Raw genomic sequence first — 13,892 nt, 5'->3', positions numbered from 1 at the left:
GACCGCCGACTCCCCGAGCCCCTCCTCGCCCCCCGCGCTTCCCTCCGCCCCCGCGCGCCGGTCTCAGATCGAGACGCATCGGGCATACCGGTGACACCGGCCCCTGCGCTCGCCACGGCCCTCAGGCAAGGAGGCCCGGTTGACGGGCATCGACGTAGTACGGAAGATCCTCCGTGACCTGGGGATCGAAGAGGAACTGCTCCGCGAGGACGCGCGGTTGCGCGCGCATCTCGGGCTCGATTCCGTCGACCTCACCCAGATCCAGCTCGACCTGGCCGAGCGCTTCGACACCCGCGTCGATCTCTGGGCGGACCACGACTTCACCGTAGGGCAGCTCGCCGGCCTCGTCGGCGACCGCCGGCCCGGCGCGGGGGCCTGCGGGGAGTACCGGGACCGCGGCTGGTGGCGCCCGGAGTTCCTGGACGACACCGTGCTGAGCACCCGCCTGCACCCGGGCCACCGCGTGGCGGTGGTCGACGCCGAGCACAGCTTCACCCGGGCCGAGCTGGACGCGGCGGTGTCCGGCTGCGCCGCCCGGCTGGCGCACGCCGGCGTCCGGCCCGGTGACACCGTGCTCGTGCAACTGCCGAACGACGCCCGCATCCTCGTCCTCACGTTCGCGCTGATCAGGCTCGGTGCGCGCCCGGCCCTCGCGCTGCCGGCCCTCCGCGCGCACGAACTCGATCCGGTCATCGCGGCGTTGGAACCGGTCGCGCTCGCCGTACCGGCCCGGCAGCAGCGCTACGACCTCCTGCGGCTCGCCGAGGAGCTCCGCGCGCGGCACCCGTCGCTCCGCACCCTGCTCGTCCCGGGGGCCGGCGGCCGGGCCGCCGGCCACCTGGACCTCGACCGTCTCGTCGAGCCCGGTGCCCCGGCCCCCGCCCACCCGGACCGGCGCCCCTCGGACACCGCCCTCTTCCTGCTGTCGAGCGGAACCACGGGCGCGCCCAAACCCATCGCCCGCACCCATGAGGCGCTGGGTCATGTGATCCGTTGCGCGGCGGCGGTGTCGGGGCTGACCCCCGCCTCCGTGTTCCTCGCCGTGCTGCCGGTGACACACGCCTTCGCCTTCTCCGCTCCGGGGGTGCTCGGCACGCTCGCCGGCGGCGGAAAGGCCGTACTCGCCGCCCCGCACGACGCGACCGCCGCCCTGGCGCTGATCGAGCGAGAACGTGTCACGCACTGCGCGCTCACCCCCGCGCTCGCCCGGCAGTGGCTCGCCGCCCGCGCCGCCGCCGGCGGCCTCGACCTGTCGAGCCTGCGCGTCCTGCAGGTCGGCGGCGCGCGCCTGGACGAACAGACGGCGGCCCGGCTGGCCGAGGTCTTCGACTGCCGCGTCCAGCAGGTGTACGGCATGAGTGAGGGCCGGCTGCACTTCACCCGGCTCGACGACCCGCCCGAGGTGGCGTTCACCACGCAGGGGCGCCCTTCCTCGCCCGGTGACGAGACCCTGGTCGTGGACGGCGAGGGCCGGCCCGTGCCCGCCGGTGAGATCGGGGAACTGCTGGTGAGGGGACCGGGTGTCATCACCGGGTACCACGGAGGCGTGGCACCCTCGTCCTTCACCTCCGACGGCTTCTACCGCACCGGCGACCTGGTCCGCCGCCACCCGTCCGGGAACCTCGTGGTCGCCGGACGCGTCAAGGACGTGATCAACCGCGGCGGGGAGAAGATCCCGGCGGACGAACTGGAGGCGCTGGTGACGGCACACCCCGCTGTGCGGGCCGCCGCGGCCGTCGCGATGCCCCACCGCGTCCTGGGTGAGGCCGTCTGCCTGTATGTCGTGGGCGGTGACGAGGGAGCACCGTCCCTGCGGCAGCTCCGCGGGTACTTGGAGGACAGCGGACTGGCCCGGTTCAAGCTGCCCGAGCGACTCGTCGAGGTCCCGGCGCTCCCCTTGACCCCGGTCGGCAAGACGGACAAGGCACGGCTGCGCCAGGACATCGCGGCCCGGCTGGCGACCGAGGGCCGGCCTTCACCGTAGAGGCCGGGGGGCGGCGACGAGCGCCGGCCTGCCCGCCACCGGTGACGCCCGCTCCGGCACCGCCCCGGCCCGGGCCGCCCGCCGTCACCACCGCTCCCGGACCGGGGCCGGCCCGGACACGGTCGCCCGGGCGGGTGCCGGCGGGCAGTCCGCTCGACGCGATGTGCTCCACGACGTGTGCGGCCGTCCGGCGGGAGCGCGGGCGGGGCCGTGGGCCGTGGGTCGTGGGCACTGTCGTCGTCCGGTGGCTCCTTGTGGTCCTCCGTCCGCGGCGACAAGCGGCTCACCGAGGCCGGGAGCGAGGGGTGAGCGACCCGGCCGGTCCCAGCACTCGTCCGAGGAAGCCCCGCAGGTGACCCGCGACGACGTCGAGGTGGCTCTCCAGCAGGAAGTGACCGCCGTCGACCAGGTGCACCTCCGCGTCCTCGGCGTCGCGGGCGAAGGCCCGCGCGCCGGCCGGGCCGAAGATCTCGTCGTTGCGGCCCCACACGGCGAGCACCGGGACGTCGCCGGTGCGAAGGAACGCGTGCAGCAGCGGGTAGAGCGGGCGGTTGTTCCGGTAGTCGCGGAACAGCGCCAGCTGGATCTCGTCGTTGCCCTCGCGGGAGACCAGGGCGAAGTCGTGCTCCCAGGTGTCCGGACTGACCAGACTCGGATCGGGCACGCCGTGCACGTACTGCCAGCGGATGGCGTCGAGGCTCAGCGCGGCACGGACGGCGGGTTCGGTGTCGGGGCCGGGGTTCGCCCCGTAGGCCCAGACGTCGCTCCAGAACGACTCGACGAAACCGTCCTCGTAGCCGTTGCCGTTCTGGGTGACGAGGGCGGAGATCCGTTCGGGGTGCTCGAGCGCGAGGCGCCATCCGATGGGTGCGCCGTAGTCCTGCACGTAAAGGGCGTAGCGGTCCAGGCCCAGGTGATCGAGCAGCCCGGAGGTGAGTCCGGCGAGGGCGTCGAAGGTGTAGGTGAACTCCTCCACCGAAGGGGCTGCGGAGTGGCCGAAGCCCAGGTGGTCCGGCGCGATGACGTGGTAGTCGCCGGCCAGCAGGGGGATGAGATCGCGGAACATGAACGAGCTGGTCGGATAGCCGTGCAGCAGGACGATCGCCGGGGCGTCGGCGGGACCCGCCTCCCGGTAGAAGATCTCCTGGCCGCCGACGGTGGCGGTCCGATGGTGCACCGAGCCCATACCTAACCCCTTCAATAGTTCGATCCGGTTAGTTCTCGGCATGCAAGCACGGGTGAGCTAACCTGTCAAACAACTCGATCCGGTTAGAGGGAGGTGGGGTCCGATGGACCCGCTGCTGGACCTGCTCAACAGCAGGCCGCTGGTCGACGGCGCCGAACGGGACGCGCTCGGCGACCCGGACGGAGGCAGGCGCTGGGCGCGGGAACACGGCGGCGACGGCAGCCTCGCGGAACTGGCGCTGCTGCGCGAGGCGCGCGACGCCCTGCGGGACGTAGTACGCGGAGACAGCTCGCCGGCCGCGCTGGCCCCGCTGCTCGAAGGGGTCCGCCAGATCCCGGAGATCACGTCGGACGGCCTTCGGTGGACGGTCGAGACTCCCCCGCACGCCCGGCTGGCCGTGGACGCCGTTCTCGCCTGGGCCGCCACCGAGCAGCACATGCCGGGCCGGCTACGCCCCTGCGCCAACGACGAGTGCCGGCTGTTCCTGCTCGACCGCAGCCGCGCCAACCGCGCCCGCTGGTGCTCGATGGCCGCCTGCGGCAACCGCGAGAAGGCCCGACGCCACTACGCACGCACCCGCTGACCCGTCCCCGCCCTGACCCGCCGGTGCCGGCCGAGGAGCGGGGCGATCGCCTGTCCGTCCTCCCTCCGGTCGGCTTCAGTGGCCTGTCGTCGCCCTTGACCAGGGGATGGCCGGACGGCCCTGCGCCGTCGGCGACTCACGCGTTACGGTCTGCTCGGATCACCATGAAAGCGGGGGGACATGGCCGGCACGACGTACGAGAACGCTCCGAGCGGTCGGTGGGCGCGTGAGCTGTGGGACTACGCCCGGACCGTGCTCAAGGAGTGGCAGTCCACCAAGGTCTGGCAGCCCGCCCAGCAGTTGCGCGCGGCTTCGCACGGCAACGCGCGCGACTACGCCGGCCGCTTCCTCCTGGAACTGCTCCAGAACGGCCACGATGCCCACCGCGGAGGCCGCGACGACGGACGCGTGCACCTCCTGCTCGACGAGGACGAGGGGACGCACGGCACGCTCTACGTGGCGAACGGCGGCACGCCCTTCACCTGGGCCAGCATCCAGGCCGTCTGCAAGCTCGCCCGGAGCGAGAAGACCGTCGGCGAGGGCATCGGCAACAAGGGAGTCGGCTTCCGCAGCATCCTGGAGATCACGGACGCCCCGGAGATCTACAGCGCCGGCCCGGCCGGCGGGGGACCGGCCGCGCTGGACGGATACTGCTTCCGCTTCGCGGTACAGGACGACCTGCGCGTGCTGCTCGGCGACGAGGACCTCGTACGCAGGGCGGAGGAGGAACTACCGCCCTTCCAGGTTCCCTTCCCTCTCTCGGACGTGCCCCCGACGTGCGAGGAACTGGCCGCCGACGGACATGTGACGGTCATCAGGATCCCGTTGCGCAACGAGGCCGCCCGTCGCTCGGCCGTCCGCCGCCTCGACGAGCTGAGCGCCGCGAAGGCCCCGGTGATGCTGTTCCTGGACCGGCTCGACCGACTGGTCATGGAACGGCGGGGAGGCGAAAGCCCAGGGCTCACGGAACTCACCCGGCGGGAGGTCGGCTTCGAGCTCGCCGGGGACCGGCCCCAGGGACAGAGTGTGCTCGCCGGCGCGGCACGCACCGTCCCGGCCGTCTCCCTCGCCCGGGTGGAGCTCGGCTCTCTGGGCGCGTACCTTCTGGCCAGGGGCCATGTCCCCGTGGCGCGCCTGCGCGACACGATCGAGGCGGCGACCGGGCTGGGACAGCTGGACGACTCGTGGGGTGACTGGACGGAACCGGCTGTCGTCGAGGTGGCGCTGCCCCTCGACGGCACCGAGTCGCTGCGCGGTGGCCGGATCTACACCTTCCTCCCCCTGGGCGAGGACGCTGCCGCGCCCCTGCGCGGGCACCTCAACGCCCCCTTCTTCACGAAGGTGGACCGTACGGCCCTCGACCGGGAACACCCGTTGAACAGCATGCTGTTCGCGGCGGCGGCCGAGACCTCGCTGGCGGCGGCCGCCGCGCTGCGGGAGCGAGCCCGGCCCTCCGACCGCAGGCTGGCGGTCGATCTCGTGACCTGGGAGCACGACCCGCGCCATCACGGCCTCCTGCGCGAAGCGGCGCTCCAGGTGCACGGGGCCGAGTTCGCGGACGTTCCCGTCGTACCGCTCCTGAACCGGCAGGCCGCGGCCGGTTCCTGGGGCACGCCCCGCGATTCCGTGCTCTGGCCCGAGCTCGCACTGTCGGTACTCACCGCCGAGGCGGTCGAATCGGTGGGCGTCGCCGTGGCCGATCCAGCCGTCGGAGCCAGGACCCTGAGACGTCTCGCGAGGTTGTGCGAGGCGCTCAAGTGCCCCCTGGAGCCCTCGGCACAGGAGCGGGCCGACCACGTCGAGCGGATCGTGGGGACCCTGCCGCTGCCCGCTGCCGACGCTCCCGTCGACGACTGGAACGGCGTCTACGCCGATCTGGCCCTGCTGTTCAAGGACGAGGGCGGGGTGCTGCGGGGCAGGAAGCTGTTGCTGGCGGACGACGGGAAGCTCCGGCATGCCAACGGCGGCTCCCCCAGGGACACGAAGGGCGGCTCGCGACGCACGGCGGCCAGGCGGGAGGCCTTTTTCCAGCCGGCTCGCGGCGAGACGACGGGCGACGAGGGCCTGTCCGTGCCGGACACCCTGAAGAAACGCATGTTCTACCTGCACCCGGGACTGAACTGGGTGGAGGAGGAAGGTCACGTACGACGTCAGGAAGCCCGGCTGTTCCTGGAACGCTTCCGGCTGGTCCGCCGGTTCGACGCCGGCGGCCTGCTCGACCACGTCCGCCGCGCCCTCACCGAGAGCAACTCGGCGCGGCTGCGCGAGCAGGCCCTCCGCTTCGTGTTCCGCCTCTACCGGTCGAGACAGTCCGCGCAGTCCCTGCAACTGCGCCCTCTGGGGCTGTACGTCCCCTCCGCCGAGGGCCCCGCTGTCAAAGCGGCCGGCGCCGCCTTCGGGGCCGGTTGGGCCGGGACCCACGGTGACGAGCTGGCCTCCGTGGTGGCCGAGGGGCGAGGCTCCTCGGCCGGCCTCCGCTTCATGGCCGAGCGGCTCGTGGCGCCCCCCGAGGACTTCCTGAGGAGGGGCGAAACCCGTGAGGAGTGGCGGCACTTCCTCAGCGATCTCGGTGTCACCGACGGGCTGCTCCCCGTGGTGTCCCCCGGCGCGGAGACGCGGGCCGAGGGGGGCACGCTCACCACGAGCAACTTGATCAGCATGGCGAAGGTGTCCGAAGAGGTCGCCGATCAGTGGCGGCCGTTCATCGACCGCGCGCGGAGCCGTGCCGCCCATCGCTTCACGCCGTACGCCGGAACCCCCGCCTTCCGGCTGCCGGGCCAGGAAGTCGCCGGACGGCTGAGCGAACCGGGTCGGATCGCCTATGCGCGACTGGTCCTGCACGGCCTGGCCCGGTGGGGCGACACTCACCTCACCAGCGTCTGGAACCGGGACCGGACGGGCAACCAGGATCTGCAGTACGTCCCGACGCCCCTCTCCGCCTTCGTCCGCGGCCAGCGCTGGCTCCCGGTCCGAGGCCGTGGCGGCACCGTCCGCTTCGTCCGGCCGGACGAGGCGTGGCATGCCCCCGCGAACCTCGAGCAGGAGCCGGCTTTCGCCCCGACGGTCCTGCGGCGGCTTCGCCCCTTGCTGGACGACGATCAGTCCCTGCGGCGGCTGCGCGATGCCGGGTTGCCGACCTGGGGCGACCCCAGGGACAGCGCCCGCCTCATCGCCGCCCTGGGCGAGCTGGTGAAGTCGGATGCCGTGGACGACGGGGACCGGCCCGCCCTCCAGCGGGCGAACGAGCGCGCCTGGCAGAACCTGGCCACGCGGACAGCGCCGATCGAGCCGCTCATCGGCTCGGCCCTGCTCGCGGAACGGGGCAAGCAACTCATCGCGGTCGACTTCGCCGCGCTCCTCGCCGGGGCGGAACGGCTGTACGTCACCGGGGACCGGGACAGTCTGAAGGCACGCCTGGCCAGGGAGCTCAAGCTTCCGATGCTCGTGGTGCCGGGGGCGGCGACCGACGTCGCCCGTGTCCTCCGCCAGCACTGCCCGGACGCGATTCGGCACGCCGACGACGCCGACTTGTCGGTCGAGAGTGTCAGCGCCTCCGGCACCGCCGTCGTCGGAACCGCCGGCACCGCCGAAAGGCTCGGAACGCCACTCGTCGAAGAGCTGCCGTGGCTTCCACTCGTGGTGGGCGTCCTGGCCGACCATCCGCCCCGGGGAGGCCGCCCGACCGACGCCCAGCTCAGCGACTTCGTCGCCGCCGTCCGCCGCGTCCGCGTCCACCGCTACGTCTCGCTCAGGATCACCCTCGACGGAGCCGCCGTGGAACTCCCGGAACGGCAGAACGGCATGCTCCCCCTGCCCGACCCTTCCCACCCGCTGATCCTCACCCCGGACCTGCCCCTCTCCTGGGATTTCGTGGCCCGGATCGGCTACGCGGTCAGCCAGGTCCTGGACCGTCCGGAACACACCGTCCCGCTCAAGCTCGCCGCCCGCGAACTGGAACGGGAGCACGCGTCCCTGGACGAGCCGGCCGAATGGCAGCTCGCGGCGGCCCTCGATCTCTCCGTCGACCAGGTCAGGGAGACCGCTCACCGCCTCGACGGGTCCCTCGCGGGGGTACTGGAGCGCAGCCGTCCCCTCCTCGTACACGCCCTCGGCGCCGACCGGGCCGGGAAGCTGACGGACCCGGCTCCGGACGACGCCCGAGAGTTCCTCGCCCGCCTCGAACCGTACGCGGACGCGCTTCCCCTGCCCGCCGAGCGGTTCATCGGTGCCGCGCGCGACGCGCGGGACATCGACGACCTCCGCGCCCTGGCCGAAGTCGACTTCGCGGAGCTGAACCGCACTCTGGCGGGGCTCGCGCCCCGGTACCGGCCGATCAGCCACGCCGAGGCCCACGACGAGGCCGTACGCCGGTACGTGGATTTCGGTCGCGCCCTCCTCGTCGACCGGCTGCGCTGGGCCTGCCGGGAGGAGTTCGACGCCCGCAGACCCATCGCCGACTGGCCCGCCACCCGCTCGCTGAAATGGATCACGGCTCCGCAGGAGTGGGCGTTCACCGTCGACACCGCCGATGACGGCCTCCTGCGGGCCCTCGTCGAAGAGGCCCTCACCGCCCGTCTCGGGGCGCCCGCCCCGGCCAAGGGCGAACGGCTGGCCGCCATGGACAGGGTGCGCAGCCACAACCACGCGGTCGTGGCCAGGACGACGCCCGGCCTGGTCGCCCTGGTCAAGGCCGCCAACCGGACGCTGCCCGCGGCGCTGGCCAAGGCGACCGCCGCGGAGGAGATCACCTCCCTGCTGGACGAGGCGGGCGCGCTCGACTTCCGCGAACTCTCGGCCGACGACGTCGTCGGCTGGCTCGCGGCCCTGGGGCAGTGGCCGGTCGGCATGGCCGTCTCCTCGGAGCCCCAGGCACACGGGCTGACTCCCGCCGAACTGGACGGAGCGCGGGACGCCGTGGAGCAGGCCCGCGCCGAGCGGGCCAGGCGCAAGCGGATCATCTCTCTCGGTGAACGGACCTTCGACATCGAGACCGGCGACTTCACCGAGCTGGCCTCGGAGCTGCGCCGCGCACTGGAATCAGACCCGCCTCCCAGCGGCACTGCCCGAAGGCGCTGGGCCGCGTTGCAGCCGATCCCGCCACGGAGGGCGGCCGGTCCTTCAGGGGGACGGCCGGGTGCGCGCGTCGACGGTGAGCGCGGCCTGTCGTCGGCCCAGCGCTCGGCGATCGGCTTCGTGGGCGAGTGGCACGCGTACCAGTGGCTTCGCGAGCAGGACCCGGCGACCGACGAGAGCAGCTGGGTCTCCGGCAACCGGACCCACATGTTCCCCGGATCCGCCGGAGACGACAGCCTCGGCTACGACTTCGAGGTCGGCTCCGGCGCGAGTCCCCGGTTGTACGAGGTCAAGGCCACCCAGGGGCCGGGCGGACAGGTGGAGCTCGGCGAGACCGAGGTACGGGCGGCGCAGAGATACGGCGGCGGTGACCGCTGGCGGATCCTGGTGGTCACCTCGGTACTGGTCGCGGAGCACCGGCAGGTGCGCATGCTGCCGAATCCGTTCAGCGCACGCGGCCACGGGCTCTACCGCGAGGAGGGCGGCGTCCTTCGCTTCGCCTACCGGCTGTGAAGTGCTGCCCGTCCGTCCGGCCTCGCGGGCGCGCGGCGCCGTACTGAAGGCGCGGTCGCGGCGGTGGACGTGCCGTCCGCCGGTGCCGTTCCGCGGCTCTGTGACGCGTACCGGTGGGCGTCGGGGTGCGATACCGTCCGCGTCCTGCCCGGGACGGCCCTTCACCCGCCGGCTGCCGGCTCCACGGGCTCCGTACGGGCGTCGGGTGCGGCGGGAGTCGGTTCCCGGCGAACCAGGAGGGTGATCCGGACGGTGGTGGCCGGCGGTACCGCCGCGCTGCACACCGTGGCGGAGAAGGCGACCGGGCGAGCGCCCCCCGGTCGACCGGGACGGGCTCGTGCGCCTGCCGGGGGTGCGGGAAGCGCAGGCCGGGCAGAAGGACGAGCAGGGCGGCGCCGAGCGCGATCCAGAACACGCCGTGCCGTCCGGCCGGGCCGGCCGGGCGGTGGTGGCGCTGACGTCCAGCTCGCGCGCGCTCGACGGGACGGCGACGCTGAGGGTCGTCCCGTCGAGCACGACGAGGAACGTACCGCCGGCCGGCGGCAGCAGCGCCTTCCCCGGCTCGGCCGGTGCGGGAGCCGGCTGAGCGGAACGGACGCGGGGACGCGAACCATGGGCCGCGAAGCGCGGACCGCGGGCGGTAACTGCTTCCCTTCGGACCGGCGACCTGCTGGAGTCGCTGTGGTGGCATCCCGCACACGAGCGGGACCCCGCCCGCACCTGGCCGCGTCACACGGCCTCGCAGGCGGGACGGGTGTGGAGCAGTCCTCGGCCGCGTTGCGCCCGTCGCGCACCCGTCCAGGGGGCACCCGTGGCCACGGACGCCGAACTGGCCCCGCCGTGCGGGCGGCGCTGCTGCGGCGGACACCGAGCACGTCATGCGGTTCGTCTACCGGGCGGTGCCGCTCGGGCCGCCTCGGCTCCGCCGCCGCCCGGCCTGAGCACGGCCCTCGCCGTCCTGCCCGGCGCCGTACGGCGAGGGTTTCCGAAGGTGACGTCGGCAAGCCAGCCGCGCCGCACCAGTTACCGGCTCCCTCGACGACGTCGAGGTCGGGTGCGTAGGGCGGCGGGGAGCAGGCGGCCGGCCGAGTCCCGCGCATACTGCGAATTCCCGCAGACCGACGGCTTTGTGGACGTCGGTACGAGATCGCCCCGGACGAGGACGGCCGGGCCGTTGACTGCTGGTGGCCTGCGGCCAGAGGGTGCCGGTGGTCCCGTCAGGAGACGCTCATCAGTCCGTCGCACCGGCCATCGTCCGGCGGGAGCCCTCACCGCATGGCGCCTGCCTCACGGAGAGAGACGTCGACCGGTCCGTCTCGATCAGAAATTGCCTTTTGTCATGAAAGGGCCACATGCACGGGTCTTCTCCACCTACGCTCCCCAGTGGATCGGGATCGTTCACGTCCTGGTCCGGCAGGTCTTCCGCGGGCGGACGCGCATCCGCCACAACCAGAGGGGGAACCATGGCCGAACTCGATCTCGGGCCGGCGACGCAGTGGAATGAAGGAGAGACCCACGGCCGGGTCAAGCTGGTGGGGAACGAGACCTACCCGGAGACACCCGAGAAGAACGTGGCGATCATCTCCCCGAACAGTGTGGAGATCCAGCTGAACTCGAACCTTTCCTCCTCCCAGGAGGCGGACAAGGTCTACTTCACCACGTACCACGGCAGCACGAAGAAGGTCGTCGGAATCCTCGACTCCGAAGGCGACCTGTACATCGCCGGGAAGGTCATCACCGACCAGAAGAATCTGTCGCTCTAGCTCTCGCCGAGGGCCGAGCATGGTTTCTCTCATGCGAGCGCGCGCCGCACGGGGAATCGACGGCACGACCCACCGGACCCTGCGCTCGGTGTTGTCGACGTCGGTGTCCGCCAACCTCCCCGTCAAGACAATCGGCCAGTGACGACACGGGTGGGGTGACGCAGGGACGGCTCACACCGCGTGGGGCGCCGGGCGGCCTCGGCTCGCCTGCGAAAACCGGCTCTGCCCGTGCCCGTGCCACTTCGAGTGCGGAGACGTGGTTGCGATGACTTCCCTCCTCAGCACCGCCCCATACGGGGCACACCTGGCACACGAGAACATAGCGGCGCGGAGAGCCCCATACGCGATCACCTGCGGGATTCACCACATATCCCGCGGGCGTCCTCCCTCATGAATCTGTTGGTACTTCTGATCACCACCACGCATGATTCGTAGTATCTTGTCTGCTTCAGCGTCAGGATAACCTTGCCGCAACTAGGTGTACGACGTGCAGCGCTTGGTGCGGTGAAAGCGATGGGGGGACATCGTGGGTGCCGCGCCGCGTTTCATGGCCGCGAAGGCTCGTCCGTTACCGGTGCTTGTACTGGCGGACGTGAGCGGAAGCATGGGGGAGCCCCGGGAGAAGATCGATGTACTCAATGAGTGCATCCGCCACATGCTCGACGATTTCGCTACCGCCGATGTCGGGCGAGGCGCCATTCATGTCGGCGTGATCGCCTTCAGCCAGAACCGGGCCGAATTGCATCAGGACATGGTGCCCGCGGCCGAGGCTTCCTGGACCGACATGGAAGCCCGGGGCGGCACCCCGCTCGGCGCGGCTCTCGAACTCGCCGACGAGGTGCTGCGCGACGAGTCAGCCGTCCCGGCCCGCTCCTTCTCCCCCACCCTCGTTCTCGTCTCCGACGGACTGCCCACTGACGAATGGGAAGAGGCCCTCGACCGTCTGCTCGACTCCCCCAGGGGTTCTCGAGCCAACCGGCTGGCCGTCGCCATCGGTCCCGACATGACCGAACAGGCGAAGGCCGTACTGCGCCGGTTCGTCAGCGACGAGGCCAACGGCGTGTTCGAAGCACATGACGTCGGGCGTATTCAGCAGTACTTCCGCTGGGTCACGGTCACCGTCACTCAGCAGGCCCGAAGCACTCGCCCGGACCGGGCACCGGTACTGCGCCCCGACGATCTGTCCGACTTCGGCGCCTGACCCTGTCGAAGAACAGAGCGAGAGGAAAGCACCCGTGGCATCGCGCTGGGACCTCGGCGGTCTGCTGCGGCCCGTCGAGGACGAGTACCACCAGTTGTGGCCGCTGTCCCACTCGATAGGTGCCGGCGGCCAGGGCGAGGTGTGGCTGGCCCGTGGCGGACGTACCGCCATCAAGATGATCACTGCTCCGACTCAGGAAGCAGCAGAAGCCGTCCACACTCGGCTGCGCCGCATCCAGCGCCTGCCGCTGAGCGACGTTCCGTTGGCCGGCGTCCTCGCCCTGCTCGCTCCGCCGAAGCTCGGCTACGTGATGGAACTCGCCGACGAGATGGTCCCGCTGGACACCTTGTGTGTGCCCGACGAGGAAGACCTCGCGGCCTGGTACCTGCGTACCGGCGGCCTGGAACGCCGACTGCGGCTGCTCGCCAGACTCGCGGACGCCGTCGCCCGGCTCCACTCACGCGCCATCGTGTACCAGGACCTGTCACCCTCGAACGTGCTGGTCTCCGCCGCTCCCGAGCAGCAGGAGATCCGCCTCATCGACGTGGACAATCTCGGTCTTGTCTCGACTGTCGCGTCCGCGCCGGTGCACACCCCGGGATACGGGGCACCGGAGATCGTGTCGGGGCGCGGTGGTGCCACGACGCTGGCCGACGCACACGCACTCGCCGTCCTGATCTTCGAGACCCTCACCGCGAGCCACCCGTTCCGGGGTGACGAGGTCCTGGACTCCGACCCCGCCTACCAACAGGAGTACGCGGACTGCTTCCGCCTCCCCTGGATCGACCACCCCACTGACCGCACCAACGAGTGCACCTTCGGCATAACACCACGTGAAGAGGTGTTGTCCGGTCAGCTGTGGGGCCTGGCCACCCGGTGCTTCGTGGACGCCGTGACCGATCCTTCGGTCCGGCCGTCGGCTGCCCGGTGGGCCGCGGCACTGCACTCCGCAGCGGGACAGACGGTCAAGTGTCCGGAGTGTCGCTGGAGCTACCGTGCCGCCGCCTCCTCCTGCCTGGCCTGCGGAAGACCCCGAGACCGTGTCTGGCTGCTGCGCCACGGACTGACCGGCCCGGTCGGTACCGAACCGGGGGACGGGTCAGGGAACGAGGACGACACCCCCCGGGTGGAGCTGTCGGAAGTGCCTCTGCCCGACTTCACCGTACTGCGCCCCGACAGCGAGACGACACTGACGGCCCGTCACAGCCTCCCGGCTCCGGACCGGCTCGATGCGATGGTCGCGCAGTTGCGGTCCCAGGGCCGGGACGTGACTGTGTCGAACGTCTCGCGCGACAGTCTCTGGCTCGACCACCAGGACGGTCGGCCGTGGCGTGAGATCGGCCAGGGAAGCCAGGCGACTGTGCCGGTCGACGGCCGCCCCTGGACGCTTCACTTCGGCAGGCAGGGTGTGATCCATCGCTGGGTACGTCTGATGGCGCTGGAGGCGAGCGGGTGAGCGCGCGTCCCAAACGGCCCGCCATGCCGGCCCGTATGCCGGGGGAACCCGTGCTCGTGTCCTTCCTCTGGCATCGAGTACCACAGGGGTTCACCGACCGGACGATCCCCGACGGCAGCGAGGTGCGCCTCTA

Annotated in this window: 8 protein-coding genes; 7 read left to right on the top strand and 1 reads right to left on the bottom strand. The window is 71.8% G+C overall.

The features are described 5' to 3' along the window. Nucleotides 1-139: 139 nt before the first annotated feature. On the top strand, nt 140-1,984 hold the full coding sequence (locus Sdagh_RS04790) for an AMP-binding protein (protein ID WP_226534569.1): 1,845 nt from the start codon (nt 140-142) through the stop codon (nt 1,982-1,984). Nucleotides 1,985-2,267: 283 nt separating this feature from the next. Here the strand turns inward: Sdagh_RS04790 and Sdagh_RS04785 are convergent, their stop codons facing one another. Then, nucleotides 2,268-3,170, bottom strand: a complete 903-nt coding sequence (locus Sdagh_RS04785) for an alpha/beta fold hydrolase (RefSeq protein WP_189424762.1) — start codon at nt 3,168-3,170, stop codon at nt 2,268-2,270. Between the two features lie 103 nt (nt 3,171-3,273). Between Sdagh_RS04785 and Sdagh_RS04780 the strand changes: the two genes are divergently transcribed. From Sdagh_RS04780 to Sdagh_RS04755, 6 genes are all read left to right on the top strand, one after another. Next, entirely contained in the window at nt 3,274-3,753 is a 480-nt protein-coding gene (locus tag Sdagh_RS04780) for a CGNR zinc finger domain-containing protein (RefSeq protein WP_189424764.1), read from the top strand. A gap of 180 nt (nt 3,754-3,933) precedes the next feature. Then, nucleotides 3,934-9,339, top strand: a complete 5,406-nt coding sequence (locus Sdagh_RS04775; RefSeq protein ID WP_190077802.1) for a sacsin N-terminal ATP-binding-like domain-containing protein — start codon at nt 3,934-3,936, stop codon at nt 9,337-9,339. Between the two features lie 337 nt (nt 9,340-9,676). Then, nucleotides 9,677-9,925, top strand: coding sequence for a hypothetical protein (locus tag Sdagh_RS04770; protein ID WP_190077801.1), 249 nt, complete (start codon nt 9,677-9,679; stop codon nt 9,923-9,925). Between the two features lie 877 nt (nt 9,926-10,802). Next, complete coding sequence (locus tag Sdagh_RS04765; RefSeq protein ID WP_189424768.1) at nt 10,803-11,102, top strand: DUF6342 family protein; 300 nt, start codon at nt 10,803-10,805, stop codon at nt 11,100-11,102. Between the two features lie 547 nt (nt 11,103-11,649). Further along, nucleotides 11,650-12,303 (top strand): vWA domain-containing protein, encoded by a 654-nt coding sequence (locus Sdagh_RS04760; protein ID WP_226534701.1) that lies wholly within the window; start codon nt 11,650-11,652, stop codon nt 12,301-12,303. A 34-nt stretch (nt 12,304-12,337) separates the two neighbouring features. Then, nucleotides 12,338-13,759 carry a protein kinase domain-containing protein gene (locus Sdagh_RS04755; protein ID WP_190077800.1) on the top strand — a complete coding sequence of 474 codons (1,422 nt, stop codon included), beginning with the start codon at nt 12,338-12,340 and terminating at the stop codon, nt 13,757-13,759. The last annotated feature ends 133 nt before the right edge of the window (nt 13,760-13,892 follow it).

The organism is Streptomyces daghestanicus (assembly GCF_020521275.1).
Classification (GTDB): Bacteria; Actinomycetota; Actinomycetes; order Streptomycetales; family Streptomycetaceae; genus Streptomyces; species Streptomyces griseoviridis.
The sequence above is the reverse complement of the archived record's forward strand: the minus strand, read 5'-3'. Positions and strand labels throughout refer to the sequence as shown.

What these genes read in the sequence shown, in the direction of transcription:
- Sdagh_RS04785 (WP_189424762.1), bottom strand. Translation starts at nt 3,170, where the DNA reads ATGGGCTCGGTGCACCATCGGACCGCCACCGTCGGCGGCCAGGAGATC.
- Sdagh_RS04780 (WP_189424764.1), top strand. Translation starts at nt 3,274, where the DNA reads ATGGACCCGCTGCTGGACCTGCTCAACAGCAGGCCGCTGGTCGACGGC.
- Sdagh_RS04760 (WP_226534701.1), top strand. Translation starts at nt 11,650, where the DNA reads ATGGCCGCGAAGGCTCGTCCGTTACCGGTGCTTGTACTGGCGGACGTG.
- Sdagh_RS04775 (WP_190077802.1), top strand. Translation starts at nt 3,934, where the DNA reads ATGGCCGGCACGACGTACGAGAACGCTCCGAGCGGTCGGTGGGCGCGT.
- Sdagh_RS04765 (WP_189424768.1), top strand. Translation starts at nt 10,803, where the DNA reads ATGGCCGAACTCGATCTCGGGCCGGCGACGCAGTGGAATGAAGGAGAG.